The organism is Paenibacillus sp. YN15, from assembly GCF_003285005.1.
Lineage (GTDB): Bacteria > Bacillota > Bacilli > Paenibacillales > NBRC-103111 > Paenibacillus_AR.
Window position 1 is genome coordinate 44,358 of record NZ_QMFA01000042.1, and the last position, 26,430, is coordinate 70,787.

Annotated in this window: 20 protein-coding genes; 11 read left to right on the forward strand and 9 right to left on the reverse strand. The window is 54.2% G+C overall.

Annotated elements, in window-relative coordinates:
* Positions 1–10: 10 nt before the first annotated feature.
* The 7 genes from DQG13_RS24975 to DQG13_RS25005 all read right to left on the reverse strand — a co-directional run bounded on the left by DQG13_RS24975 (position 11) and on the right by DQG13_RS25005 (position 14,766).
* Positions 11–970 carry an ABC transporter permease gene (locus tag DQG13_RS24975; RefSeq protein WP_113022902.1) on the reverse strand — a complete coding sequence of 320 codons (960 nt, stop codon included), beginning with the start codon at positions 968–970 and terminating at the stop codon, positions 11–13.
* Positions 971–1,003: 33 nt separating this feature from the next.
* Positions 1,004–2,638, reverse strand: coding sequence for a type 2 periplasmic-binding domain-containing protein (locus DQG13_RS24980; protein WP_113022903.1), 1,635 nt, complete (start codon positions 2,636–2,638; stop codon positions 1,004–1,006).
* Between the two features lie 213 nt (positions 2,639–2,851).
* The gene (locus DQG13_RS24985; RefSeq protein WP_181592978.1) at positions 2,852–5,155 is read right to left on the reverse strand and encodes a helix-turn-helix domain-containing protein; all 2,304 of its coding nucleotides are present in this window, start codon (positions 5,153–5,155) and stop codon (positions 2,852–2,854) included.
* 201 nt (positions 5,156–5,356) lie between these two features.
* A complete protein-coding gene (locus DQG13_RS24990) occupies positions 5,357–10,783 on the reverse strand; it encodes an S-layer homology domain-containing protein (RefSeq protein ID WP_181592979.1) in 5,427 nt (1,808 codons plus the stop codon).
* Between the two features lie 233 nt (positions 10,784–11,016).
* The gene (locus DQG13_RS24995; protein WP_113022906.1) at positions 11,017–12,507 is read right to left on the reverse strand and encodes a UxaA family hydrolase; all 1,491 of its coding nucleotides are present in this window, start codon (positions 12,505–12,507) and stop codon (positions 11,017–11,019) included.
* A 1-nt stretch (position 12,508) separates the two neighbouring features.
* Complete coding sequence (locus DQG13_RS25000) at positions 12,509–14,002, reverse strand: tagaturonate reductase (protein WP_113022907.1); 1,494 nt, start codon at positions 14,000–14,002, stop codon at positions 12,509–12,511.
* Between the two features lie 245 nt (positions 14,003–14,247).
* Positions 14,248–14,766, reverse strand: coding sequence for a DoxX family protein (locus tag DQG13_RS25005; RefSeq protein WP_113022908.1), 519 nt, complete (start codon positions 14,764–14,766; stop codon positions 14,248–14,250).
* 60 nt (positions 14,767–14,826) lie between these two features.
* Between DQG13_RS25005 and DQG13_RS25010 the strand changes: the two genes are divergently transcribed.
* Complete coding sequence (locus DQG13_RS25010) at positions 14,827–16,164, forward strand: DUF3048 domain-containing protein (protein WP_113022909.1); 1,338 nt, start codon at positions 14,827–14,829, stop codon at positions 16,162–16,164.
* 423 nt (positions 16,165–16,587) lie between these two features.
* Here DQG13_RS25010 and DQG13_RS31625 read toward each other — a convergent pair whose 3' ends face one another.
* Positions 16,588–17,100: an aminotransferase gene (locus tag DQG13_RS31625; RefSeq protein ID WP_258525854.1), complete on the reverse strand. Its 513-nt coding sequence runs from the start codon at positions 17,098–17,100 to the stop codon at positions 16,588–16,590.
* A gap of 281 nt (positions 17,101–17,381) precedes the next feature.
* On the opposite strand from DQG13_RS31625, the gene DQG13_RS25020 reads away from it, so the two are divergent.
* The 6 genes from DQG13_RS25020 to DQG13_RS25045 all read left to right on the forward strand — a co-directional run bounded on the left by DQG13_RS25020 (position 17,382) and on the right by DQG13_RS25045 (position 21,992).
* Positions 17,382–17,672 (forward strand): YerC/YecD family TrpR-related protein, encoded by a 291-nt coding sequence (locus tag DQG13_RS25020; protein WP_113022910.1) that lies wholly within the window; start codon positions 17,382–17,384, stop codon positions 17,670–17,672.
* A 379-nt stretch (positions 17,673–18,051) separates the two neighbouring features.
* Complete coding sequence (locus tag DQG13_RS25025; RefSeq protein WP_113022911.1) at positions 18,052–18,837, forward strand: sirohydrochlorin chelatase; 786 nt, start codon at positions 18,052–18,054, stop codon at positions 18,835–18,837.
* A gap of 14 nt (positions 18,838–18,851) precedes the next feature.
* Positions 18,852–19,766 carry a diacylglycerol kinase gene (locus tag DQG13_RS25030; protein WP_113022912.1) on the forward strand — a complete coding sequence of 305 codons (915 nt, stop codon included), beginning with the start codon at positions 18,852–18,854 and terminating at the stop codon, positions 19,764–19,766.
* A 12-nt stretch (positions 19,767–19,778) separates the two neighbouring features.
* Positions 19,779–21,353: a 23S rRNA (uracil(1939)-C(5))-methyltransferase RlmD gene (gene rlmD, locus DQG13_RS25035; RefSeq protein WP_113022913.1), complete on the forward strand. Its 1,575-nt coding sequence runs from the start codon at positions 19,779–19,781 to the stop codon at positions 21,351–21,353.
* A gap of 158 nt (positions 21,354–21,511) precedes the next feature.
* The gene (locus DQG13_RS25040; RefSeq protein WP_113022914.1) at positions 21,512–21,766 is read left to right on the forward strand and encodes a hypothetical protein; all 255 of its coding nucleotides are present in this window, start codon (positions 21,512–21,514) and stop codon (positions 21,764–21,766) included.
* A complete protein-coding gene (locus tag DQG13_RS25045) occupies positions 21,732–21,992 on the forward strand; it encodes a type II toxin-antitoxin system RelE family toxin (RefSeq protein ID WP_113022915.1) in 261 nt (86 codons plus the stop codon). The genes DQG13_RS25040 and DQG13_RS25045 overlap by 35 nt, the downstream gene beginning before the upstream one ends.
* Before the next feature lie 251 nt (positions 21,993–22,243).
* Here DQG13_RS25045 and DQG13_RS25050 read toward each other — a convergent pair whose 3' ends face one another.
* Positions 22,244–23,173 (reverse strand): ketopantoate reductase family protein, encoded by a 930-nt coding sequence (locus DQG13_RS25050; RefSeq protein WP_113022916.1) that lies wholly within the window; start codon positions 23,171–23,173, stop codon positions 22,244–22,246.
* 135 nt (positions 23,174–23,308) lie between these two features.
* Between DQG13_RS25050 and DQG13_RS25055 the strand changes: the two genes are divergently transcribed.
* From DQG13_RS25055 to DQG13_RS25070, 4 genes are all read left to right on the forward strand, one after another.
* Positions 23,309–23,875, forward strand: coding sequence for a TetR/AcrR family transcriptional regulator (locus DQG13_RS25055; protein ID WP_113022917.1), 567 nt, complete (start codon positions 23,309–23,311; stop codon positions 23,873–23,875).
* Positions 23,876–23,877: 2 nt separating this feature from the next.
* Entirely contained in the window at positions 23,878–24,840 is a 963-nt protein-coding gene (locus tag DQG13_RS25060) for a helix-turn-helix transcriptional regulator (RefSeq protein WP_113022918.1), read from the forward strand.
* Between the two features lie 109 nt (positions 24,841–24,949).
* Complete coding sequence (locus DQG13_RS25065; RefSeq protein ID WP_113022919.1) at positions 24,950–25,576, forward strand: type 1 glutamine amidotransferase family protein; 627 nt, start codon at positions 24,950–24,952, stop codon at positions 25,574–25,576.
* 70 nt (positions 25,577–25,646) lie between these two features.
* Positions 25,647–25,946, forward strand: a complete 300-nt coding sequence (locus tag DQG13_RS25070) for a hypothetical protein (protein WP_258525855.1) — start codon at positions 25,647–25,649, stop codon at positions 25,944–25,946.
* The last annotated feature ends 484 nt before the right edge of the window (positions 25,947–26,430 follow it).

A 26,430-nucleotide genomic window follows, 5' to 3' on the forward strand; every position in this document is an offset into this window, starting at 1 on the left:
AGGTTCCTCCTTACCATAGCTTGGTGTCTCCCAGCTTCTTCGCAACGGTGTTGGTCAGAACCAGCAAGGTGAAGTTAATAATGGAATTGAACAGTCCCACAGCGGCGCTGTAGCTGAAGCTGGCCTCCAGAATGCCCTTGCGGTAGATGAAGGTGCCGATGACATCCGCTGTGGCATAGGTGCTGGGATTATACATCAGCAGGACCTTTTCGGTGCCTACGGACATAATGGAGCCCATCCGCAGGATGAAGAAAATGACAACTGTAGGCATTATCCCCGGCAGGGTGATGTTCAATGTCTGCTTCCAGCGCCCGGCCCCGTCTACCCGTGCGGCTTCATACAAGGACGGATCGATATTGGACATGGCGGCCAAATAGACAATGGAACCCCAGCCTACGCTCTGCCATACCTCCGACCCGACAAAAATGGTGCGGAACCAGGAGGCCTCCCGGAGGAAGGGGATAGCTTCCATCCCCGCCCATTCCAGAATATTGTTGACAAACCCGTCCGTTGACAGAAAATCCACCATCATGCCGACGATGACCACCACGGAAATAAAGTGGGGCATGTACGTAATGGATTGGACAACCCGCTTGAAGGAGGAATGGCGAACCTCATTAAGCAGCAAGGCCAGAATGATGGGAGCGGGAAAGGCAAACAGAACTTCATAGAAGCTTAGCAGCAGGGTGTTTTTCACAATTCTTCCAAAGTAAAAGCTGCTGAAGAATTCCTGAAAATGCTCGATTCCTACCCAAGGGCTTCCCCAGATGCCGTCGCCCGGAGAGAAGTTTTTGAAGGCAATCTGAACGCCGTACATAGGCGCATAATGAAAGACGGCATAGTACAGGACAACGGGAATCAGCATGACATAAATCAATTTATTCCGGGATAGATCCCGCAAAACGGCAGTGCCAAAGGAAGATTTGCGGACTGCTTCGGCCGGGAATGTCCGGTTCTGCTTTAATTCCATATCAGCAGCCCCTTTCTGTCATATTCAGGAAAATCATTTGCGGTTATTGTATCTGTCCAGGGCGGCCTGCCGGAGCTTTACGGCTTCCTCAATGCCCATGCTCTTGATCCGGGACACAAATTTGTCATAGCTGTCAATGGAGTCCGCTCCCATAATAATCCGGTTGACCGCTTCGTCGAACTGGGTATTCACATCATTCATGATGGAAGCAAACCGGGTGCTTTCCTCGGCAGTAGGGGACAGGAACGGCAGGAGCTTCTCGTTGGACGCGTTCATCCAGATTTCGATGGCTTCCTTCTGCTCAGGCAGCACGGCGAATTGCTCCATATACCGGGGGTCCTGAATGAACGGGCCGGAGAAGGCGGCCAACGCATATTTGGACATGGCCTGGCTAATGGGCAGGTTGTTGGGATTCTTCATAACCTCATCCGTATAGGTCGGATAATTGTTCTTCATGGTATAGCTGACTCCGTCAATACCGAAGTTGAACAGAAGATGTCCTTCCTGGCCGTATTTGTAATCCAGCCACTTCACGGTTTCGGCGGGATTTGCATTGGAGCCGGTAATTGCTGCGCCGATGCCGGTGAAGGGAGATTCCTTCTGGCTGATTTGCGGCTTGTCGCCCTTCTTCAGAACAACGGACGGAGCGCCCACCAGCTTGAAGTCCGGGTTCTTGGGTGTCATCAGAGGCATATACTTGCCGATTCCGCTGCCGGAATACATGGACAGAGCCCCTAATTGATCATTTGTCACCTTGGCGTCCTTCAGTTTATTGTCCGTGGAGACGTAATCCTTGTCGATTAGGCCTTCCTTGTACCATTGGGCCATGGTAGCCACATACTCCTTAAATTCGGGCTGGAGGGGACCGTATTTCACAACACCCTTGTCCTGATAGAAATCGGCGGTAATGCCCCAGGCGCCGACGAAGACATTGTTGAAGGCCAGCTCCGTTCCCTTGTCGTCGATGAGCAGCGGAATTTCATCCGCCTTTCCGTTGCCGTTGGGGTCCTTTTCCTTGAAGGCCTTGAGCACCGTATGCCATTCCTCGATGGTTTCCGGAACGGGCAGTCCCACCTTGTCCAGCCAGTCCTTGCGGATGGCCATCCCGTTGAAGGTGGTGAGATACTCGCTTCCGCGGACAAAGGGGAAGACGAAGATGTTGCCTTCGTCCGTTGTGATCAATTTCTTGATTTCCGGGTTTTCCTTCAGGTATTTGCCGAGGTTGGGGGCATGCTGCTCAATCAGCTCGTTCAGCCGGATAATGGTCTTGTCCTTGATTGCCTTGTCGGGACCGGCCGGCACGTTGGACCAGTTATATTCAATCACATCCGGAAGCTTGTTGGTTGCGATCATCAAATTGAAGGCATCCTTCTCCTGCCCTGCCGGAGGATGCTGAAATTCTACCTTGGTGCCGGTAATTTCCTCCAGCTTTTTGTAAGCGCCAATCTCGGCATTGCTCTTCATGGTGGCGGAAACATTGGTATTCAGCGCGGACCAATAGGTCAGCGACTTGGGATAACCCAGCTCCGCCGCCGCAGGCTGTGACTGGCCGGGACTATTCCGGGCGGGAGCGGCAGCCTCATCGCCGCCGCCACAGCCCCATGTTACGCCGGCCATTACAGCCAGAGCCAGCGAGGTACAGACCGGTTTCTTCAATTTCTGTTTCATCATTGCAACCTCCCGTTTGTAAGTGATCAGATACCGAAATGAATCGGATGCAATCCTGATTCCTGAGCTCCATGTTAGCGCGACGCCGTCCGTTTGCATATGTCCGCTTTTCCCGATGTATGCTCCACTCTCCCGATTGGCGGTTTTCCATTATCCATGCGGGCTGCAAGCGGGTTATCCGGATTCCAGATGCGCACTCCGAAACCCAGATTTCTACTCCGGCCTGCCGATCTGGTCTCTGTATTTTCCGGGGGTAACCCCTTCCAGCTTGCGAAACACACGGATCAGTCCTGCGTCATTGGCATAGCCAACCCGGTGGGCAATCTGTTCAATGGTCAGCGGGGTTTCGCGGAGCAATTTCTTCGCCTGCTGAACCCGAACAGAGGCCAGATAATCGGAGAGGTTGCGGCCGCTGTATTTTTTGTAGAAGGCGGAGAGATATTTTCCGTTCATTCCGAGGTCGTCAGCCATGGAGGTCAGACTGAACATGCTGTCGGCATATCTGCTGTCCACATACTCCTTGATGCGGTTGAACAATTCATCGCTGCGGTCTGTCTGGCTGTCGGCTACATAGAGGCAGATGCTCCCGTACAGCTCGGCAATCATGGCGTGCATGCTGTCCGGGGCTGCGGCCTGTTCGATCAGCTGGAGAGGATCAAGCTCCCTGCCGAATACCTTGGCTTGATCCAGCCCCAGGGAGTTCAGAAGCTTGAACAGGGTGCTGATCAGCTCCAGATACAGGCATTTGGCCATTTCCGGAGGGATGAAGCCCTCGCTGAAATTGGCCTCGAACACATCATTGAGAGCCCTGAAGCAGCCCTCATAATCGCCGCATTTGCCCAAATTGATCAGCATGGATTCCACTTCCACCGGGTAATGGTAGTAGGTCCGTTTATGGGAGCGGTTCTTTTCATAGACATTCACCGAATTGATTCCCCGGACGACCCGGTAATCCAGGGCATTCAGCGCCTCCCGGTAGGAGAGGGCGGCAGATTCCAATCCATGGTGAAGCTCTCCGATGCCGATGACGATCCCCATATGAAAACGCTCATTCAGAAGGCCAAGCAGCTGAATACCCTTGTTATGAATTTCCTTTGCCGTTTCGGGCGAATCGTCAGGCCTGTTCATCAGCACGGCAATCCGGTCCTGCTCCAGCTCCACCACATGACCGGCGCTTTCCAGAAGCTCGGCGGAAATATTGGATACGATAAAATTGGCCAGCTCCCGCTCCGATACGGCGAAGGAGCTGGAATTCTCTATCTGGATCAGCAATACGCCAAAATAGGGATGCCGGAAATTCAGCTTCATAAATTCCAGGGATTCGGGGCTGAGGCGTTCGGGCCAGGCCAGCCCGCGAATCAGCCTGGAGAGGAAGTTGGCCCGGACCACGGGAATTTCCCTTGATAAAGCCTGCCGCAGATCCCGTTCCTCCTGCCACGAGGTTTGGAGTGTGTGGCTGATCCATTCCATCTCATTGCCTTTGGGCCGGCCGGTGTTCCACAATTGGGAAATATCCCGCAGCACCTTCCTGACAGGCGTATAATTGCGGTAACTGAGGATATAGGCAGTCAGCAGTCCCGCTGCCAGCGAAATGCTGAGAATGGCTATGGCATGGTACCGGTTGCGCTCAACCTCCGCCATGACCACATCCTCGGGAATAGCGGATACAAAGGTCCAGCCGCTGACATCGGAACGGGTAAAGGATACAATTTCGGTTTTTTTCTGGGAATCATCGGAGAATTGGCCGGCATTTCCGGTAATCCGGTCAAGGGGAATTGTGCGGCCGCCGGACTGGGACTCAGTGGAAAGAATAATCTGCCCGTGTTCGTCAAGCACAACGACCCTGCCCTGGTTCAACTGGCTGATGTTCTCAAGCAGGCTTTGGATGTAGGACTCGCTGATCAGGATGACCAGGCTTCCCTGGGGAAGACCGCTCTTCGCTTCCAGGGGAAGGGACTGGATGAAGGGGATTATTTTCCGGGCCTGCGTTCCCTCCAGTACGGTCTCCACCGGATAGAAAGTTCCGGAGTGAAAGGCGTTTATCCTGGACAGGCTGCTTTCGGGGGCAAGATTGACATTCGGCAGAATATTTCTGAAGAACAGGCCGGAATCGGTTTTCAGGCTGTCGGTGAGCACAATGTCGCTTGCCGGAAAGTAAAGATAGAGGCTTTGAATGAAGCCGGACGGGATATCCAGCCCCTTTAAGTCATTCATCACCCGGATATATTTTTGCCGGACCTCGGGGGAATCGTCTGAGCCGAAATTCAGAAGCCACTGGACATCGGTATTCATGGAAATATGAATCCTGATTTTGTCGAAATCCTCCATCTGGCTGTCTACGGCCTGGCGGATCTGATCCAGAAGCGCCATGTTGGAGCGGCCGGCATGGCCTGCGAGAATGTTCTCGAACCGGCTGTAGAACAGGGAGGATATGGCCAAGGGGAGCAGCAGGACTGCCAGAAAAGAAAGCAGCATCTTGACAAAGAAGCTCCTGCGCTTAAATGAAAACCACGCCATCTGCTTAACCTTCTTCCGTGTATGGTAATGGAACAGTATGGTGTAATTATAGCAAAGGCGGCTTGGCCTGTCTTGACACGCTTTGTTACCTGAAGCATAGTGGGTTCCGCAATGTTCCGCTGCAGCGGGCCAAAGCAAAAGGCCCATGCTCAAGGCATGGGCCTCTCTCATTGCAAGCCATATCTATTGTGCGGCCAATATTTACCGTCCGGCAAGCCCTAGCAGTCTGCTGACGACAGTTGCGCCCTCGGCGCGGGTTGCAGAAGCCTGGGGCCGGAACAGGCCGCCGTCCAATCCGTTCATCAGACCCAGCTCCGAAGCCTTCTGCACCGCTTCCGCCGCCCAGTCGCTGACTGAGCCGAGATCGGCATAGGCAGGAAGCGCCGGGTTTTCTCCGGTCTCTGTTCCGGAAGCTCCGCTCTGCAGAATGCTGTAAGTCCGGCTCATCATGGCAGCCATTTCTTCACGGCTTATCGGCCGTGCAGGCTCGAAGGCCGCTGCGTTTCCTTCCACAATGCCCGCCTTTGCCAGAGCGGCTACCGCCGGGGCGTACCAGGCGTCGGACGGCACATCAGAGAAGTCCTCCGCTCCGTCCTCCGCATGCAGTCCCAAGGCTCGGGCTATCAATGCCGCAAATTCGCTGCGGGTGATAGGCCGCTCCGGTTCAAAGGCGTCATCCGCTGTTCCGGCAATAATGCCTCTCATGGACATATTCTGAACCGTTGCATACGCCCAATGGTTCTGTGGCAGATCCCTATAGGCTTTCACATACTCCAACAGCGCATAGACCCCGCCGTCTGCCACCGGCACGGAGAGCTGTCCATTCCCGGCGGTTTGTCCTCCGATCAAGCGGAAGAATCCATGCTCGTCCAGCTTGTAGATGCCCCATTGTCCGGTGGGGGAGGCTTCCGGCGCCGGGAATGAAAGCGCCGCTGTGCCTGCCGCGCCGGGAAGCAGCAGCTCCGTCCCCGAAGCGGCGGCGGCATCCAGCAGCTTGAAGCCCAATTGGAGCGGATCAGCCGACAGCCGGAGCGCAGCCTTCAGCTCCGCCGCCGTTCGGGAGACATCGGATGCCGCCGCTGCGGCTTCAAGCTGCGCCGCCTCCAGGGCGAAGATGCCGTCCGGCGGCAGCTGCTCCCGGATTTCCCGCAGGGCTTCCGCCGATAGCTGCACCCGGGATAGGCCGACAGCCACGGCGATTCCCAATCCCTCCGCCTTGTCTATGGAGGCGGCAGGCAGATGAAGAATATGCTTGTCCTTGGACAGAGCTACTTCAAGGACGCCGTTTTTTGATGGAAGCGAGAGGATCTCCTCCGGGGTTACCGTCTGGATGGCGTCTGTCTGCCGGCCGTTGCCGGAGCCGCCCGGCGGCAGGGAATTTCCGGTTCCTGCATTCCCGCTGTCTCCGCTGTCTCCGGCGGTGTCTTCATCATCGTCGTGATTGCCGTCTTCTCCGCTCTGCGCCGGAGCCACAGCAATCTGCCACGATGAAGCCAGACCATATACCGGGTCCGTTACGGTGACGACGGCAACTCCCGCTTTTTTGGCCGCGGCCATGCCCGCTTCCCCGATCTCCAGAATATCCGGGCTGCTGCTGGTTATCTGGGCCCGGCTTGTCGGCTCCTGTCTGCCGTCGGGATACAAGTACTGTACAGTTACCAGCTTTTCTTCTCCCACTTTCCATTGCGCCGTCGGCTGAAGCAAAAGCGATACCGGGGTTGTCCGGAAAATCCCCACTTCACCGATGCTGTTCCATCTGCTGGCTGAATTGCCGTACCCGTTAATGCGCACATATCTGGCCTGCACGCTTGGGAAATGAACCAGCTCCGGCTGTGTGGTTGTCCCTGAGCTGATTCCCTCCGGATATACCGAGGTCCAATTGATTCCGTCCGGCGAGGCTTCAATAGAGAAGTAGGCTCTGCGCACATCCCCGCTGATAAATGCGATGGAGACTGCGCCCAACTCCCGCTCTGTTCCCAGATCGTATTGAATCCAGTGGGCGCCTTCCGAGGTCCAGCGGGTATTCAGGTCCCGGTCCACTGTTTTGTCCGGGGTGAATCCCTGATCTGCCTGGGGAGTGGAGTCGGCTTCCACCGCCGCCGCTTCCCAGCGGTTGACATCAGGCGGATCGCCTACGATGGGCCCGCGGATGAATGAAACCGTATAGCGGGTCTTCCGTGCCGGATTTGCGGGATCGGACACATCGATATATGTCTTGCCGGGTATGGTCTGCGCCGGAACAACGGAAGCCGCATGGCCCGTTACCGCTTCAACGGCTGGGATATCCGGCGTGTTGAAGGGAACCAGGTATTCATAATACGTCTCTTCGGGATGGAAGTCCGCCAGCGGAGTGCCGTTAACCAGCAGGAAGTCCAGCGCCAGCGGCGCCGGCTTCTCCGTCAATGCCCCCTTCGGAATTGTCCAGCCGCTGAGAGGAGTTGCCTGCGGAGCTTGCAGCGGCAGGGGGTCCTCCTCGTTCAAAGGCACCATCCAGACGGATAATCTGGCTTCTGTCACATCCGCCATATGAACCGCCAGCTTCCGGATGCCATGATTCAGGGTTTGCCCATCGGGATTCGGCGTGCCCGGAAGCGCCTCTGCCTTCATGGACAGAAATTCCGCCTGCTCCGGGGCGTCGATCATCCTGACATACAATTTCTTGTCTCCCTGCCGCAGCAAGGCCGTCTTGCCATTGTCCAGAATCGAGATGGATGAAGCGGTATGCATGAACCAATATACGTCCGAGGGGAATTTCAAAGTCATTTCGTCCTGGAGGATCAGTTGGTTGTTCTCCCGGTCCAGCATCATCCCGCGCTGATAAGCCGCAGTGTCCCGGGGATAGCGGCTGGCCATATCCAGGATGCCGTAAGCGCCCCGCGGTTTGGATTCCGATTTCACCAGCAGGGCCGGGGCGTCGAACTTCTGCATGTGCACCGGATTGTCCAGCGGATTGATCACAACCGTATTCTGGCCTTGCGCTCCCTTGCGGTAATAGGTCCAGCGCTGGCCGCCTGCCGAATCCCAGAAGCCGGGCAGATTGTAATTCTCCAATCCTAGGTCCATAGCCCATCTGACGCCCAGAGCATCATATACGAAGCTGCCTGCGTCCATATCGATATGGCTCAGCAAGGTATCGTTAGAGCCCTTCATAGCGGCGTAGCTGTCATTGCGGCTGGTCCAGCCGCTGCGCATGGTGATGGCCTCAATGGTTTGGAAAGTGCGGTCCAGCCCCGATTGGGGAGGAGAATCAAACATGCCCGGCCTGTAATAAAAGAAGTAGTAGGGCGAATACGCGCCATACCGCCGGTAGTTCTCGCCCATATTCCAGGCCAGACCGGGATCGTCATACCGGTTGGCCGACCACAGCGACTGGGGATGCGCCAGGGTATTGCCGGAATCGCCGAAGTTGAAGAAACCCTCCGGTCCCTGGAGATACAGGGGATAATCGCCCCATTCCTTCATTCCCTGCAGCGCGGACAAGCCATAATCTGTACCCAGGATGTTCTGCAGCGCATCCATCATGTGGTACAGAGGCTCTGTGCCGAATTGCCAATAGATCGGGCCCTCCGGCCACGAGCCGTCCTCCGTCATGAAGCGCAGGGATTGCTGCAGCTTGCGGAAGGAGCCTTGAAGAATGTCGCCTGCCTGCTGATGAATGGAGGAGGCTTCTCCCAGGAAGGCCAACGCCGCAACGGAAAAGCTGCCGTTGTCCACCAGATTGATATTGTTGTATTCGCCGTTATGGGTAAATACCCCGTTATACCATTCCAATGCAGTGGCAAAGGAGTTCCGCGACACTGCCGCTTCGATCATCGCCCGCTGCTCGCCGGTCAGCGCATCGTACAGCCAGTCGTAGCCGATTGCGGCTCCCATCGTCAGATAGGTCAACGCCAGCATGTTATTATAGCGTCCACCCCAGTCTTCAAAGGCGGCCGCCGACTCCAATTCGGCAATCGCCCGGTCGGCATACTTCTGCTCGCCGGTCAGCTTGTACATAAGGGCTGTATTCAGGACGATGTCCTTTATTTTTCCGTTGTTTGCTCCATTAGCCAAATATGGATAGGGTTCGGTGTCCAGCATACTGTCGGCCACTGTCTTGAGTAGGCCGAACCATTCGGACATGTATCTGTCTTCTCCGATCCATCCCCGGATGCGGGCAAATTCCTCTTCGTTGGCAAACAGCCGCGGGTGGACGCCGTCATAGCCGTTGGCAGTCATGGCATTGGCGAAATCGGCGGCATCCGGTATGACGAACACCTCAACGCGGCCTTCCGTTTCCAGCCCGTTGTCCGCCTTGGCTTTTACCCGGAAGCTGTCGTATCCGACAAACTGAGGGGGCGGCGTATACTGGAAGGCGCCGTCAGGGCTAAGCAGGAGCTGCCCCTGGGGCTCCGCGTTTTTTTCCCACTCCACTGCTTCGGGGGCAGGGGAAAGGACCTTCTCCAGGCGTCCCTGCAGCGGCTTGTCCTTGGGGGTGGAATACCACAGCAGATCAAGGGCCGGAGCCTTGAGAACAGGCTCAACGGTTACAGTGGCGGCGGCGAATTTCGGTATTCCCCCGCCGGTCCTGGCCATGTATGCAAACTGGTCTGTGCCGGAGAAATCCCGTTCCGGGTAATACAGGAATGTTCCATCCGGCTGAATGGCAACGGTTCCATGTTTGGGTTCAAGGCCAAGGCCATATTCAACAGGAGCGCCATTCAGCTCTTCCGCCGACAGTTGTCCTGTCAAAACTCCGTTTTCCTGAACGGTTCCGCTGTATGGAGCCGCAAGCAGCGTTTCCGGCGCGCCTACGGAGACAATAATCGTCTGCGATGCCTTCGTCTCCAGGGAAGTTGCGGTAACATAGGCATAGCCGGGAGCTATGGCAGCAATCCGTCCATCCTGGTAAACCGCCGCCGTTACCGGATCGGAGGAGGTCCACGCCAGATTCTGGTTGGCCGCGTCGGATGGCACGAAACGGGCCTCCGTCTGCAAGGATTGGCCCGGCTGCAATTCCGCATATGCCGGCGACACCGTAAAGGATTCCAGCGGAATATGCTCGGCGATGGAAAAGTCATCAAACCAGACTGTCCCGGCGGAGCGCTCCAGGAATGCCTCCACCTTCACGGCAGGTGCCGACGGGTTATCCGTATTGTCCGGGAGTACAATGGATCTGCTGAAGTAGGTCCAGTCCTTTGTTCCGCCGGTATTGGCCAATTCAACATTGATTCCCTTTCCGCCGCGCTTGTACTGCAAACGGATCAGGATATTGCTTGTAACATTGTCCGTTTTGAACCAGCCGCTGACCAGATAGGCTTTGCCCACCTGCATGGACTGGGTTTCCAGCACCACGGCCCCCCGGTCTTTACCGGGGGTGCTCCCGGAAATCCGGACGGACCGGCTGCCCGTATGATAGACATCCTCCACTACGGAAAACACCGGATTGCCGTCGGCTTTCCACTCTGAGGCATTGGCCGGAGCCACACCCCCGGTCCAGATAGCGGCTCCGGTGCGGACCTCCTCGAATCCTCCGTTCTCAAAAAGATTTGTCCGGACAGCCTCCCCATGCGCCGCACCCGGACGAACCGGCGCCAGGCCGGCCAATAGAACCAAGGCCAGCAGCAGTGCAATCCATTTTCTGCTCATCTGCATTCCTCCCCAAATGTTTCAGCTACGGTGCAAGTTTACAAAGAAAAGCATGAACCGTATACTGCCTTGTTTCAAGATGAAGGCCAATTTTTACTTATTATCAACAATCCTTTTTCCAGATGGCCTGTCCATCCTCCATTTGCTTGGGAAGGCTCCCCTTTTCCACGCCGCAAAAGCACAAAAAAGCCCGCACTCCCCATAGCGGGGAGCCGGACTTCTGTGCCGTAAGATTACAGGGTGACGCCATCCTTGAAGATGGAGATTTCCCGGTAGCCGTTGACTTCGTTGCGGGTTTCTTTGCCGGAGGCCACCTCCAGCACAAAGCCGAAGAATTCGTCGCGGACATGGGGCATATCCTTGCCCTCCAGCAGCTGGCCGGCGTTGAAGTCGATCCAGTTGCTTTTGCGGGTAGCCAGATCGGAGTTGGTGGAGACCTTCACCGTCGGAACCGGAGCGCCCAGCGGGGTGCCGCGGCCGGTGGTGAACAGGACCATGTGGGCGCCCGCAGCCATCAGCGCGGTTACAGCTACGATGTCATTGCCGGGGCCTTGCAGCAGGTTCAGGCCGGGTTTGGAGGCGTGGTCGCCGTATTGCAGCACGTCCACCACATTGCCGGTGCCGCCCTTTTGGGTGCAGCCCAGGGATTTTTCCTCCAGAGTGGAAATGCCGCCCTTTTTGTTGCCGGGGGACGGATTCTCATATACCACTTGGTTATGGCGGATGTAGTATTCCTTGAAGTCATTGATCAGGTGAACGGTTTTGTCGAAGACTTCCTCGTCCAAGCAACGGTTCATCAGAATCGTCTCCGCGCCGAACATCTCAGGCACCTCGGTGAGGATGGTGGTGCCGCCGTGAGAAATCAGGGTATCGGAGAACTCGCCCAGCAGCGGATTGGCGGTGATGCCGGAGAAGGCATCGGAGCCGCCGCACTTCAGGCCCACAATCAGCTTGGAGGCGGGAACAGGCTGGCGCTTGAAGGTTTCGGCATAGCCGACCAGTTCATCGATCAGGTCCATAGCCGCTTCCAGCTCGTCATCCACATCCTGGGTGGACAAGAAGCGGACGCGGTTTTCATCATATTCGCCCAAGAACTTCTTGAACTCGGGGATGTTGTTGTTCTCACAACCCAGACCCAGCACCAGCACGCCGCCGGCGTTGGGATGGCGGACCATATCCGCCAGGACCTTTTGGGTCATGACCTGGTCGTCGCCCATCTGGGAGCAGCCGAAGGGATGGACGAAGGAATAGACGCCGTCCACACGGCCCTTATATTTCTCGGTGGCTTCCTTGGCCAGCACCTCGGAGGTTTTGTTGACGCAGCCTACGGTGTTGACGATCCAGATTTCATTGCGGATGCCCACGTCGCCGTTCTTGCGCACAAAACCCATGAAGGTTGCTTCCTGGCGGGTCTTTTCCTCGCTCAGGTTCGGATTGTAGCTGTATTCCAGCTTACCTTCCAGGTTGGTCTTGATATTGTGAGTGTGGATATAGTCGCCGGCTTGGATCGGTTCCTTGGCGTGGCCGATGGGGAAGCCGTATTTGATGATGTTTTCGCCTTGGGGGATGTCCCGGAAGGCAATCTTGTGGCCCTTGTCGATATCTTCACGGGCGGTTACGGTGTAGCTGCCCAGGGAAACCGTCTCGCCCTTGGCGATGGGCACCATGGCGACGGCCACATTGTCCGCTTCATTAATTTGAATCAGCTTATCGCTTTTGATCATCTTAAATCACGTCCTTCAGTGCGGCGGCTGCGCCGTTAGTCAGGATGCTGTGCAGATAGTCGGATACCAGCGCGGTGAAGCCTGCCACCTCATTGAGGTTTTGGCCCCACATTTCGGTGTGGGAGAGCACTTCTTCAACCAATGCGCCAGCGGCCTCGCGGCTGCCGTCGTACTTGCTCCACAGGGAAGCGAACAGCTGCAGCACCGGCAGATCATCGCTGATCTGGTATTCGTTGCCGGCCGGGCGTTTGCCTATCAGAGTGTTGTCCTTCAGCTCGGTGCCGCGGTAGAAGGCAAGCAGGGCAGCCAGGGAGAAGGAAAGCACCTTGGGCAGCTCGCCCTTGCGGTTTACATACTCCAGAATGGAAGGCAGCACCCGGGTTTTGAATTTGGAAGTAGAGTTCAAGGAAATGGAGAGCAGATAATGGCGGATAAACGGATTGGCAAAACGCTCTGTAACAGCGGCGGCAAATGCCTTCAGCTCACTCTCCGGCAGATCCAGCGTCGGGATAACCTCGTTGTAGATCCCTTTTTCCATGAAGGAACGGATCAGCTCGTCATCCATACATTCCTTGACCGTGTCCAGGCCATAGAGGTAAGCAGCCAGTACAGTCATGGTGTGGGCGCCGTTCAGAATCCGGACCTTGCGGGTGCGGTACGGAGCCATGTCGTCGGTCCAGATCACGTCCAAGCCAACCTTGTGGAACGGAAGCTCTTCGGCAAAACGCTTGTCGCCCTCGATGACCCACAGGTGGAAGATTTCGGCGGTGTTCAGAAGCTTGTCCTCGTAGCCCAGCTTCTCGGTCAGAGCCGCGATTTCGTCCCGGGGATAGCCGGTAACGATCCGGTCCACCAGGGTGTTCAGGAAGAAGTTGTGGTTGTTGATCCAGCCGGCAAAATCGGAGCCCAGATTCCATTCCTCGGCCAGACGGAGCACGATCTTCTTCAGGTTGTCGCCGTTGCGGTCGATGAGCTCGCAGGGAATGATCACCAGACCCTTGTCGGCTGCGCCGTTGAAGGCGGTGAAACGCTTGTGCAGAAGCACAGTCAGCTTGCCGGGGAAGGTAGCCGGAGGGGCGTCGTCATAACGGTCCTCGGCGGAGTATGCAATGCCGGCTTCGGTGGTGTTGGAGATCACGAAGCGCAGCTCCGGATTCTCGGCCAGGCCCAGGTAAGCGGCAAAATCTTCATATGGGTTAATGCCGCGGCTGATGGAGGAGATGATGTCCTTTTCCTCAACGATTTGGCCGTTTTGGATTCCGCGCAGCAACAGTGTGTACAAACCGTCCTGTTCATTCAGCATCGGAGTCAAGCCTTGGGCGATGGGTTGAACCACGGCAACCCGGCCGTTAAACAGGTTCTGCTCGTTCAGCTTGTGGATCATCCAATCCACGAAGCCGCGCAGGAAGTTGCCTTCGCCGAATTGCAGGACTTTCTCCGGCAAAGCGGCAATGGCTTCCGGGTTGGCCAGCTTAAGTTTAGACAATGCTGTCATTTTGGTAGTGCCTCCTAGTAAATAAATATAATTTCACGCTATTGTTAACGTGTGCATGATTGAAGTATACCATATGGCAATAGGAATGGGAATCCCTCTTTTGCCGCTTGTGACAGCTGTCACAAAATAGACGGAAAGAACAGAGCAGCCTCCGCCGCCCGGAATCCGATGGGAGCCCGGGGATGGTTGGACGAGTTTGCGCCTGTTCTTTCTGCCATGAATAAACTGTCTGTTGATGGCCGTCTTCAGGTTCTTGCCGTGTCCCGGTCAGAGCCTCGCTTGATGTTGAAGGCCTTGCGGAGGTACGGAAGCAGGAAATAATCGCCGCCCAGCCGTCCCGAGTTGGAGCTGCCCAGAAGAATCAGGATGCTGAAGATGATCAGCCAGGGGTTGGATGACACGGTTCCGGCCAGGAGGAACATGAAGTTCATCAGCATGCCGAAGAATGCCGCTGTTACGGTCAGGGTGCCCAGGATCAATCCCAACCCCACCAGAAATTCGCCCCACGGGATTAATACATTGAATAATTTGGCATTGGGTAATGCAAAATGTTCAAGAAACGAAACAAAGCGGGGGTAGACGGCCTCTTTGGTGGCGCTGTCCACGGGAGGTTTGGCGATGGCGTTCTTTAGGAACCCCGAGGCGTCGAAGCCTCCGGTAATCTTGTGCCAGCCCGCATCCAGCCATTTCCACCCCAGGTAAAGCCGGGCGATGAGAAGCAGCACGGAGGCTACTACGCTTTCTCTGAACCATCTGGTAATCATGTGTTTGCCGCCTTTCCATCGTAATTTTTGGGTTGCCATTTAAACGGAAATGAGGGATTGATGATGAAAAAAACAAGGCTGCCCGTTCTCTGCGGCATATGGGCTCTTGCAGGCATGCTGGTTCTTGCTCCGGGGATTGCGGCCGCTGCTGCGGTCGGAGTGCCGGTTGCCGCAGGACAGGCCCGGTCCGAGGAGCTGCCGGAGGATGACCGGATGAAAGCCGGTTACAGTGTACAGTTTCCCCTAACGGGGTTATTTTCAATCGGGCAAAAGGATGTCCGCCCCATTGCGGTTATGGTGGAAAATTCCCCCGCTGCCCGCCCCCAAAGCGGGCTTGGCGATGCGGATGTGGTGTACGAGATTTTGGCGGAAGGGGATATTACCCGCTTCGTCGCTTTCTACCACAGCCGTGTGCCGGGGAAGGTGGGGCCGGTCCGGAGCATCCGGCCGTATTATGTGGATGTGGCCGCGGCGATGGATGCGGTCCTGGTCCACGCGGGCTGGAGCCAGGAGGCCATGAACCGGGTGGCCGCCGGGGGTGTGGACCACTTCGACGAGGTTTACGGCGACCGGGTCTACTACTGGCGCTCCCCGGACAGGAAGCCGCCGCATAATTTGTATACTTCTATAGAAGGCATCCGCCGGGGGATGGAGAAAAAGCAGCTCCGCACCGCCTGGACGCCGGTTCACCCGGTGTTTGCCGGGGAGCCTGTTCGGGGGGAGGACAAGCTTGCGCCGGACTCTGTTGGAGCAGCGACAGGAGCTGCCTCAGGCGATGCGGATGCTGCGGGAGCGTCGGCCGGAGTTGCGGGAGCGGAGAGTGGGGGTGCTGTGGGAGTAGCGTCTGGAGTGGCAGGTGCAGAGAGCGGAGGTGCCGCGGGAGTAGCGTCTGGAGTGGCAGGTGCAGAGAGCGGGGGTGCCGCGGGAGTAGCGTCTGGAGTGGCAGGTGCAGAGAGCGGGGGTGCCGCGGGAGTAGCGTCTGGAGTGGCAGGTGCAGAGAGCGGAGGTGCTGCTGAGGCGGAGGCTCTGCGGCTGCCCTACTCCGCCGGTTATGCGGTGAGTTATGTGTATGATGCTGTGTCGGGTCAATATTTGCGCAGAATGAACGGGCTTGCCCACGCGGACGCGGAGTCGGACCGGCAGTTGGCCGCGGCCAATGTGCTGGTTTGCCGCTCCAACCACAGGGTGACGGACAGCGCAGGCCGCCGCCAGGTGGATGTCCAAGGTTCCGGGAGCGGCTATGTCCTGACCGGAGGCATGGTCCAGGAGGCGGTATGGCAGCTGCGAGACGGGCTTGTCCGCACCTACGCCGCAGACGGACAGGAAATCCCCCTGGCCCCCGGCGTCACGTGGATTCAATTTGTCCCCGTCGGCATGGAGGTGGAGTTGGGGGAGTAAGGGGGCGTGTGACCATAGCGCTGACCCCTGACTGTTGGATTGCTGAACCCCTTGGTTACTTTTTTACTGGTTACGGAACTATGGAGCGCTTATCGGGGGAAAACGGCGATTTCCCAGCTTTAGCGGAACTCAGCGACTGTTATGGAGCGGACACGCTCAGATACCCCGCAAAACCCGGGCAAACAGGCCAGTAAGAGTGTCTGAGTTCCGTAAACAATCGGGGAAGCCGTTTTTGGCCGAATAAGGGTCGCTGAGTTCCGTAGTGGGACGGTTCAGCCACCCACCCATCCTATCTGCTGGTGAACATAAGCCGCATGTTGCGGATACGCACGCAAACAGGGCGCTTAACGGAAAACTGCTTCCGCTAAACGCCTGTTTGCTGCTCCATGTCCCGGGAGGCTGCCGTTTTACCGGCTGCCGCTCCTACCGGCGGCGGCTCTTATAACGCGTCCCTGTTCCTTTGCGGACAGAGGGGCGCTTTTTGCTGCTCTTGCGGCTCTTCTTGCGCTTCCGGGAATAACCTTTGCCCTTGCTGACGGAGTTGGCCGCGGCTTTGGCTCCGAAGGAACCCATCAGAAGCTTCAGCATGGGCGCCATCTGCTGAAAGCTGGAGACCATCTTCTGCACACGGGTCATGGTGCCGACGATCCCGTCGATGCCGCCCATTTTGTCCACAAATCCCTTAATCTGGTTCATGTTCAGGGAGCCCAGAAGTCCGCCGCCCCCTGAGCCTCCGGCTCCAGCGCCGGCCCCTGCTCCTCCGCCGTTGATAAGCTGAGTCTGGGGATAATAGGGAACGGGCATGCCGGAGGTGCCGCCCAAGTAGGGATTTTCCAGTCCGGGATAAGGAGAGCCGCCGGGAATCTCGCCGTACATGCGGGTTTCCGGGCCATAGGCCTCCTGCTGGCGGATGTACGCCATTTCATTTGGTTTCACAGTTGTCACAACCCTTTTTTTGGTGATTTCCCAGTCCCGTTGAGGTAAAGCCGGCTGCAGAGGAAGAGGGGGGCTTCACTTATCGGGGCTAATTTACTATAATCTATGTCATGGGCAAACGTTTGGTATAGACGAATGTCCCGGTTGGCGCTGTCTTTTCATTTTAGTCCGGTGACGCATAAAAATTTTACAGTTTTGAATTTTTACAATTGTAAAGCAGGTATTCGCGAAAGCGCGTCGAAATTCATGTAAGCCACAGTGAAGAGCAGGGGATGATGAGGATGCAGCTGAAGAAGCTGAACGATAAAGCAATTGAGCAATTATTTGAAGCGATCCTGACTTTGAAGGATATGGAAGAATGCTACGTGTTTTTTGATGATCTGTGCACCGTCAACGAGATCCAATCCCTGTCCCAGCGGCTGGAGGTAGCCAGAATGCTGCGCAAGGGCTGCACCTACAACCAGATCGAAGCGGAGACAGGGGCCAGCACGGCCACCATTTCCCGGGTGAAAAGATGCTTGAATTACGGCAATGACGGGTATAAAATGACATTAGAACGGCTGGGTAGATAACCCTGGCCGAGAAACCTTTTACGGTTGGCTTATGCCCGTTTTTTGAAAGCGCTCTGCTTGATGCGGGGCGGGCACAGGGTGCGAAGAAACGAAGAAGGAAGCTTCGAGTAGAAGCTTTTTTCTGCTGTTAACGAGCCGCATCTGGCCGGATATAAGCAATTGCTTCACCAGTCAGAGAAACGGGTCCCGCCTTGGCGATAAAGACGGAGCAGCCGTTTCTTCTCGTGTTTGGAGAATGTTTTGCCGGTTGGTTTGACTTTAAAAACCCCTTCCGCTAGCATGGTAGTACATCCGCTTGTGCTTGTGCTGCTGCGTTTGCAGGAAAGAGCGCGGGCAGCCAAGGAAACGCGTATGCCGCCAACCGGGAGGGATCATGAACATGAGCAAGTTCGGCGTAATGGTCATAAGCCACGGCTCCAGGAGCAAGGAATGGGTCCGGCTGGTGGATGAGGCGGTGGCTCAGGTCCGGCTTCCCCCGGAGGTGCCGGTGGTGTCGGTGTTCCTGGAGATTATCGAAGGCCGCCTGATTCAGGACGGCATCCGGATGCTGGAGTGTGAGGGCGTTACGGATATTGTGGCGGTGCCCCTGTTCATTTCCTCGGGAAGCACCCATATTGACGAAATCAGCTATGCGCTGGGCGTCATCGACCGTCCTAATCTGCCTACGGATATGGTTCCATTTGAACGACGGGCAGCCATTCATTTTACCCCGCCGATTGATGATGATCCTGAGATTGCCGGAATACTCTATGAGAAGGTCCGTGAGCTGTCCGCCGACCCTTCCCGGGAGCTTTTGCTGCTGGTGGGACACGGCTCTGTGGAAAAAGACTTCCACACCCGCTGGCGGCGCGGGCTGGAGGGATTGGCGTCCCATGTGCAGGAACTGGGGGGCTTTGCTGCGGCGGATGCGGCCATGCTGCTGCCGGACCAGATTGATTTCAAGCTGCGGCTCTGGCAAAAAAGAAAACCCGGCCACCGGGTGATTGTGGCGCCGCTGTTTTTGAGTGAGGGGTATTTTACCAGGGAGGTCATTCCTTCCAGGTTGAAGAATTGGTCTTACGGCTACAATGGGCGGGCGCTCTTGCCCCATCCCCTGATGTCCGGGTGGATCGAGGGTCGGGTGCTGAACGTGCTGCGGGCCAAAAGCGAATTGATTCTGCGATAACGGGTGAGTGGAGAATGGCCAAACGTGCAAGACTGATATATAATCCGACGTCAGGGCGGGAGGAAATGAAACGGCGCCTTCCGGACATTCTGCAGCGGTTGGAGCGGGGGGGACTGGAAACCTCCACCCATGCCACAACGGGCGAAGGGGATGCGACTCTGGCTGCGGCGGAAGCGGTTGAACGCGGATTTGACGTCATTATTGCCGCCGGTGGGGACGGAACCCTCTACGAGGTCATCAACGGGATGGCCGAACGGGAGAACCGGCCGCCTCTTGGCATTCTGCCTCTGGGCACCACCAATGATTTTGCCCGTGCCATGGCGATCCCGAAGAACCTGGAGGCTGCCTGCGATATCATCATCCACGGGCATCACCGGGTCATCGATTTGGGCAAGGCCAATCAGCGTTACTTCATCAATATTGCCGGAGGGGGCTCCCTGACGGAGCTGACCTATGAGGTTCCCAGCAGGCTGAAGACCATGCTGGGCCAGTTGGCTTATTATATGAAAGGGCTGGAGAAGCTGCCACGCCTCCGGCCGGTGGAGATTGTTCTGAAGTCGGAGGACCGGGAGCTGCATGAGGAAGTGATGGTGTTCCTCATTTCCAACACCAATTCGGTGGCCGGCTTCGAGAGGCTGTGTCCTGATGCGGCCATTGACGACGGGCTGATGGACATCATTCTGGTCAAAAAATGCAATCTGGTGGAAATGATCCGGGTGGTCACCCTGGCTCTGCGCGGGGAGCATCTGAATGACCCGCATATTATTCATTTCCAATCCAAGCATATCCAAATTACGTCTCCGGACTATACCCAGCTGAATCTGGACGGGGAGTTTGGCGGCACGCTGCCGGGAATCTTCTCGGTGCTGCCCTCCCATCTGCGGATTCTGGTGGATGAAACAGGCAATTCCAAATACAGACGCAAATAACGGAGGCAATAAATGAAGAAGAACGGCAAGAACGGGCGTTATCGCAGCCCGGAAGCGGGCAGCAGACCGTCCGGCAGCCGCGGCGGCAACGGACAAGGGGCAGCCCGTACAGGCAGGCCGGACAGCAAGGCTGCCCGCGGCGGCGTGGCTGTGGAGGCTCCCGTATCCGTGGGCCAGATCGTGGATGCGGAGATTATTGGGATCGGACATGATGGAGAAGGGGTAGGCCGGACGGCGGACGGCTTTACCCTTTTTGTGCATGGGGCGCTGCCCGGTGAGCGGGTTAGTGTGCGCGTGGAGCATGTGAAAAAGCAGTTCGGCTACGCCAAGCTGCTGCAGGTTACGGGGGCGAGTGCTGACCGGCAGGAGCCGCCCTGCCCGCTCTATGCGGAGTGCGGCGGCTGCCAGCTCCAGCATATGGGCTATGACGCCCAGCTGCGGCAGAAGCGGCAGATCGTGGTGGACGCTCTGGAGCGGATTGGTAAGCTGAAGGTGGCGGGAGTTGGGGGAGCGTCGGTGGAGAGCGGGAACGGACAATTCGGGGAGCAGGGCTCCTCCGGGATTGTGGTTCATCCCACCATCGGCATGGAGGACCCTTGGCGCTACCGGAACAAGGCCCAGGTGCCTTTTGGCCAGGTGGAAGGCGGGCTGGTTGGAGGGTTCTACGCCCAGGGCAGCCACCGGATTATCGACATGAACGAATGCCTCATCCAGCATGAGTGGAATGACCGGGCGGTAGGTCTGGTGAAATCCCTCTGTGGGGAGCTGGGCATCCGGGCATATGATGAAGAGACAGGCCGGGGTGTGATCCGCCATGTGGTGGTCAAGGTGGGCTTCCGTACGGGAGACATTATGGTGGTGCTGGTCACCAACGGGGAGGACTTCACCCGCCGCCGCGAGCTGGTGGAGATGATCCGCCGGGAGCTGCCGGGGGTCAAGAGCATCTGCCAGAACATCAACACCGCCAAAACCAACGTCATCTTCGGCCTGCGCACAGAGGTGCTGTGGGGCGAGGAATATATCCACGACTATATCGGGGATGTGCGCTTCGCCATCTCCGCCCGCTCCTTCTACCAGGTGAACCCGGTGCAGACGGAGCGCCTGTATGGCAAGGCGCTGGAATACGCTGCTTTGAGCGGCGGCGAAACGGTCATCGATGCCTATTGCGGTATCGGCACCATTTCGCTGTTCCTGGCGCAGCACGCAGAGCGGGTCTACGGCGTCGAAATCGTGCCGGAGGCCATCGAGGACGCACGGCGCAACGCGCAACTGAACGGCCTGGAGCACAAAGCCGAATTTGCCGTAGGCGCAGCCGAGGTAGTAATCCCGGCCTGGGCCGAGGCCGGCATACGGGCCGACGTCATCGTCGTCGACCCGCCCCGCAAGGGCTGCGACCCGGCTCTCCTCGACTGCATCGCCAAGATGCAGCCCCGCCGCGTGGTCTACGTCAGCTGCAATCCCGCTACGCTGGCGCGCGACCTGCGCATCCTGGAGGATGCGGGATACCGCACCGTCGAGGCGCAGTCGGTGGATATGTTCCCTTGGACGGTGCATACAGAATCTGTTGTGAGGCTAATACGGATGTAGTTATTGATAACAATAGATTGTTTACCTATGTGCATAGCGTTTTTAGAGTCATTGGACAGGGCGGAGTATTCGGGTATGAAACTGTCTTCTAACTTTGGCTTCTGCAAATGCTGTGATACAATAAATGCAATTGATCAAGCTTTTCAGGAGGTGTTTTTATGGCAGTGGATAAAGATAAAGTTTTAAAGTTATTTGAGCAGTTGCCCGAGATTGCACAGCAATCAGCTTATGACTATTTGCAATATCTTTCTTTAAAACACGACCGACTGGATTGGGAAAAAATAGAAAAGATGGAGCCGGATGAAATTGCTTTGAGTGAGGAAGAACAGCGTCAGTTGAACAGTAACGAAGGATTTATGTCGTGGGAGGAAGCCATGCATGAGCTCAACTTACCAACTGACGCTAAGTCGTGAAACTGTAAAATTTGTATCTAAACAAGAAAAAGCAGTTCAGGAACGCATTCGAAAAGCATTGCTTGGTTTGACTCTGCGTCCCCCAATTGGAGACGTTAAGCCAATGAAAGGTTATGCAAAGCGATTTCGATTGCGAGTAGGAAGTTATCGAGTTTTATTTGAGATAAACCACGAAGAGAAAATGATTTACATTTTGACTATTGACAACCGAGGCGATGTTTATTAATCAAACTCCACTTACGCGGCGGAGTTTTTTTCTTAAGTCGCGGCATCCTCAAGTTCAAGAGATTCATATTACCTCATCCGTGATAGCCCCTCCAGGCATGTTGAATCGGTGGCTTTGCTTGAACGTAGCTAGGCTCGTTGCAAATACCCCTTAGAAGAGACATTGGAAAAACCCATGGGTAATCCGATCCATTCTAAGGGTGTATTTTTATATGCAGTTGTATGACAACGGGCGCAAATGCTCAATTTCATTTATATTTCTTTTGTATGTTCCGTGTTTTCAAATGCCATCGTAAGACGCGGTAAAGGTAAACCTGCCTTTTTTGCTTCTCTCACAACTTCAAGTACCGCAAACCCTGCGTTACTGTTGTTGTATTCCATGAAAAGCCGCGGCAAGCTGCCTTTCGCAAAAATAACCTTGTTAAACAGTGTGCCGAGCAGTGCCGGTGGAATTGTGGTCAACAAGCGAGAAATGGCATCAGGCTTTCCACCTCTTGCTTTCAGTACAGGAATCATTTCCCTCATATTCAACCCAACATTCGCAAATGAGTCACTATGGTTCATGAGCGCTGAAAAGCTTCCCCGTTTTAACACCTCGGTCTCCATCGCTGCATTCATGGCAAAGTGATTCCATAGCCAGTTTTGCATATCCTTTACCCAACTAATTTTAAAATGGGCGCTTTCAAAACATTCTTTAACCAATTGGTTCATATGTTCAGTGCCTACCCGTGGTTTTTCAAGAAATACCATTTTCAAAAAGCCGCCTCTAAGCCGATTGTCCGCTATGCCGCCTCCTGCTCCGGGGAAGCCAAAGACAACATTGTTCATAGACAATGGTGCGATCGATGATTTCAAATCTTGCCAAATGTTATTGAATATGAGGATAGGGGTATTTCCTGCAGCAGTTGATAGGAATTGTGCTGCTTCCGGAAGTTGTTCCGTGTTGACGCTCACAATAATGAGATCATAATTGGGAAGCATCTCCTCATGCAGTGTGACGTTCCAGCTTTCTTTGATGAGCTTTTTCCCTCTTCGTGCGTCCCACATTTCAAGCTCTATCCTGCTTCCGAAGGCTTCTTTTCTCCCCTTTCTAACGTAAAACTCAACTGTATGCCCTGCCTGTTCAAAAGCCCACGCATATTGGGTCGATATTACACCTCTACCGAAGAATAAAATTCTCATGTTTGCCTCCCCCAAATATTTAATGATCCAACAACGTGTTGTATAATAATATTGTATGGATTCACCGTACAGTCATCAACCATCAGATTTTCAATATCTGTCGGATCATCGATGGAATGGACACGGAGGCCAATCATGAAAAAACAACCTGAAATGACGGACAAAACAAGGCAAACATTTATAAATGTATTCTGTGATTTATACAGCCAAAAACCAATTGAAAAAATATCGATTCAAGAGATTGCTAACAAGTCAGGATATAATCGCAGTACATTTTATCAATACTTTACAGATATCTATGCGTTGTTGGACTATGTCGAAGAGAGTGTTTTGAAATCCATTCAGGAGGAAATGGCAAGCAGGGAGCTTTCAACGCATACGTTCCAGGATGCACTTCAATGCTTGGAAAATACAGAAGAAATTTCAGTCTTTAAAGCCCTCTTGGGAGACTATGGTTCTGTTCATTTTATTGAACGCCTGAAAAGAGAAATTCCCTTCGAGAGATTGATTGTGGACCTTCCAACAAATGATATCCTAGCGCCATACTTAATTGAGTTTTACATATCAACATTAATTTCTTTGTTTCGCCTTTGGATACGCAACGGCAAGGATTTATCGTCGGAAGAATTGGTCAAGCTGATCGATAGCCTATTTGCAAATGGGATAAAACCGTATCATATCTTGATCAAAGGGAAAAGTTAGTTATGCCAAAAAAAGATAATATGCTAACCATTCTATGGATGTTGAATTCGGGAGAGAAAGTGACTGCGAAGCAAATCGCGGAAAAGCTGGAGATCAACATCAGAACCGTTTACCGGTATATCGATGCGCTATGTACCAGCGGCGTCCCGATCATATCCGATGCAGGGCACAATGGCGGGTATAGCCTGCTGCACCATTTTATCAAATCGCCTCTGCTATTTAGTATGGATGAAAAAAAGACACTGCTCCATGCTGCCCAATTTGCCAAAGAAGCCGGATATCCTTTGAGTGAGGCATTAGAGAATGCAACCTCCAAGCTGCAAATGTATTCGAATCAGGAGCAGGAGAGTATGCTAAGCCATCATTTGACCGGATTTGGAGTCATAAACCGCAGGGGATTCCCCGCTGTTCAGCCGGTATTGCAGGAATTGGAGCATGCTGTAGCCAATGAAGGGTCTGTAGAAATTTCTTATCGCAACAGTCATGAAGAGCAGTCCTCCAACAGGGTAATCGACCCCTATGGCGTGGTGAATTGGAACAATAAGTGGTACACCATTGCATTTTGCCACCTGCGCAATGAGATCCGCAGCTTTCGGGTAGAACGGATTCTGAACATCACACGCACGCCATTCTCCTTTAAACGTCCCGAGGATTTTTCAGCGCGTGCTTTTTTTATGAACAAGCTGTTGCCGGATACAGCAGGTAAAGCCGGATTCATTTCTTTCATTATTGGTGGCAAAGCAGAGGCGTTGGATGATGTATGCATACATTGGTTTTTGCAGCATCATTTGCAGGAGCGGACAACCACGCAAGCCATTTTTTTACTTGAGGAAGAAGCACTGTATACACATGTTCCGAATATCCTTCTTCCCTATGGGAAATCCATTCAAGTGATAGAGCCGCAAAATCTAAAGGATAAGCTTGTGGCGCTTGCTGCAGAGTTAATGGAATATTATCAGGGTTAACAGCTTCACTGACAGCAGTTGTCAGTGAAGTTGTTTTATTATAATGATAACCACTGATTACAGATGAATGGTTGCTGTACCTATTAAACCTTATGAGGAGTGCTTAGAAATGAATCGTACCGTCTATCTTTATGTGTTTGATACCATGTCCGATTGGGAAATCGGTTATGTAGCCGCGGAACTGAACTCGGGAAGATACTTCAGACAGGGGCTGGCTCCAGCCCGAATCATCACCGTTGGAATCGAAAAGACTCCAGTAACTACAATGGGCGGATTGAAGATAATCCCTGACCTTACAGTGGAGGAGTGCAGCATAAAAAGCGCAGATGCCCTGATTTTACCTGGTGGACATACATGGACAGAAGCGATTCACCTGCCCATATTAAAAATGGCCGAGATGTGTGTAAAGGAAGGGATCGTAGTGGGCGCCATTTGCGGTGCGACCTTCGGACTTGCGCAAGCAGGATTGTTGGATTCCCGTTGGCACACAAGCAATGATTTGGCCTACCTTAAAATGATGTGCCCTTCTTACACGGGCGAAGAATATTACAAAGCGGAACCTGCTGTCACCGATGGAAATTTGATCACCGCAACCGGAGTAGCTCCATTGGAATTTGCTGTTCATGTTTTAAAAGCGCTGGATGTATGTTCTCCAAAAACAGTAGACGCTTGGTATCGTCTGAATAAAACTCATGAACCTCAATATTTCTACGAGTTAATGAATTCCATTCAATGACAGGATAGGGAGGGGCACCTGACTGTTGAAATTCTATGGTATAATAAATGTAAAGATCTATTTGGAGTCCATGGATAAGGCGGTGGAGATAATGGTAGTAAATCGGGAAGAGTTAAAACGGCTGATTGATCAAATTCCAGAGCAAGACGCACTTCAAGTGTACGATTTTATTGGATATTTAAATATGAAACGGGAAAAAGACGATGCTTCGTCATTGGATATTTCAGCATTGTCAGAGGACCCTGATTTGATCCGGCAGGTTCAGCATAGCCGCGAGGACCGTGAGCAAGGGCGTATGTATGGAAGAGAAGGCGGACTTGAATATTTGCAGGCAAAGGTAAAGGAATTCGAGAATGGACAAAATATATAGTGTATATTGGACACAAACTGCTCTGGATGAGTTAAGCGGGATACTTGCCTATCCGCCTGAAGTGAAGGAACGTATTTATCTGGATTCATTCGATCGATTGGAGTACACTCTACCCTTACCGCTAAGCAGATCAAGAACGGTACCCTTCGGGGACTTTGGGCAAGACTTGGACTCTATCAGAACATTCTGGTATTTGAGGTTAATGAAGATACAGCGAAGGTATGGATATATGGGATTAAGCACAAGCGCGAGAATATTTACTGGAAGCGAAGCGGGAGATAATGTGCGGATATGCAATAGACTCCACCTCCGCGGCGGAGTTTTTTGTTATTGGATAAGGGATGAATTTCTTAATCTCCATAGGAGAAGAAATAATTAAATCACCAATTAGTTTATTTTGAAAATCTCTTAATATATTAACTTGAGTGTTGCGAATTTAGCATGAACGCCCCCTAAATGGGCACACGCGTAGTGCATTCGGGCA

Excerpts from the sequence above, each read along its gene's own strand:
- DQG13_RS24975 (WP_113022902.1), bottom strand. The coding sequence starts at position 970 with ATGGAATTAAAGCAGAACCGGACATTCCCGGCCGAAGCAGTCCGCAAA.
- DQG13_RS24980 (WP_113022903.1), bottom strand. The coding sequence starts at position 2,638 with ATGAAACAGAAATTGAAGAAACCGGTCTGTACCTCGCTGGCTCTGGCT.
- DQG13_RS24985 (WP_181592978.1), bottom strand. The coding sequence starts at position 5,155 with ATGGCGTGGTTTTCATTTAAGCGCAGGAGCTTCTTTGTCAAGATGCTG.
- DQG13_RS24990 (WP_181592979.1), bottom strand. The coding sequence starts at position 10,783 with ATGAGCAGAAAATGGATTGCACTGCTGCTGGCCTTGGTTCTATTGGCC.
- DQG13_RS24995 (WP_113022906.1), bottom strand. The coding sequence starts at position 12,507 with ATGATCAAAAGCGATAAGCTGATTCAAATTAATGAAGCGGACAATGTG.
- DQG13_RS25000 (WP_113022907.1), bottom strand. The coding sequence starts at position 14,002 with ATGACAGCATTGTCTAAACTTAAGCTGGCCAACCCGGAAGCCATTGCC.
- DQG13_RS25005 (WP_113022908.1), bottom strand. The coding sequence starts at position 14,766 with ATGATTACCAGATGGTTCAGAGAAAGCGTAGTAGCCTCCGTGCTGCTT.
- DQG13_RS25010 (WP_113022909.1), top strand. The coding sequence starts at position 14,827 with ATGATGAAAAAAACAAGGCTGCCCGTTCTCTGCGGCATATGGGCTCTT.
- DQG13_RS25020 (WP_113022910.1), top strand. The coding sequence starts at position 17,382 with ATGCAGCTGAAGAAGCTGAACGATAAAGCAATTGAGCAATTATTTGAA.
- DQG13_RS25025 (WP_113022911.1), top strand. The coding sequence starts at position 18,052 with ATGAGCAAGTTCGGCGTAATGGTCATAAGCCACGGCTCCAGGAGCAAG.
- DQG13_RS25030 (WP_113022912.1), top strand. The coding sequence starts at position 18,852 with ATGGCCAAACGTGCAAGACTGATATATAATCCGACGTCAGGGCGGGAG.
- rlmD (WP_113022913.1), top strand. The coding sequence starts at position 19,779 with ATGAAGAAGAACGGCAAGAACGGGCGTTATCGCAGCCCGGAAGCGGGC.
- DQG13_RS25040 (WP_113022914.1), top strand. The coding sequence starts at position 21,512 with ATGGCAGTGGATAAAGATAAAGTTTTAAAGTTATTTGAGCAGTTGCCC.
- DQG13_RS25045 (WP_113022915.1), top strand. The coding sequence starts at position 21,732 with ATGAGCTCAACTTACCAACTGACGCTAAGTCGTGAAACTGTAAAATTT.
- DQG13_RS25050 (WP_113022916.1), bottom strand. The coding sequence starts at position 23,173 with ATGAGAATTTTATTCTTCGGTAGAGGTGTAATATCGACCCAATATGCG.
- DQG13_RS25055 (WP_113022917.1), top strand. The coding sequence starts at position 23,309 with ATGAAAAAACAACCTGAAATGACGGACAAAACAAGGCAAACATTTATA.
- DQG13_RS25060 (WP_113022918.1), top strand. The coding sequence starts at position 23,878 with ATGCCAAAAAAAGATAATATGCTAACCATTCTATGGATGTTGAATTCG.
- DQG13_RS25065 (WP_113022919.1), top strand. The coding sequence starts at position 24,950 with ATGAATCGTACCGTCTATCTTTATGTGTTTGATACCATGTCCGATTGG.
- DQG13_RS25070 (WP_258525855.1), top strand. The coding sequence starts at position 25,647 with ATGGATAAGGCGGTGGAGATAATGGTAGTAAATCGGGAAGAGTTAAAA.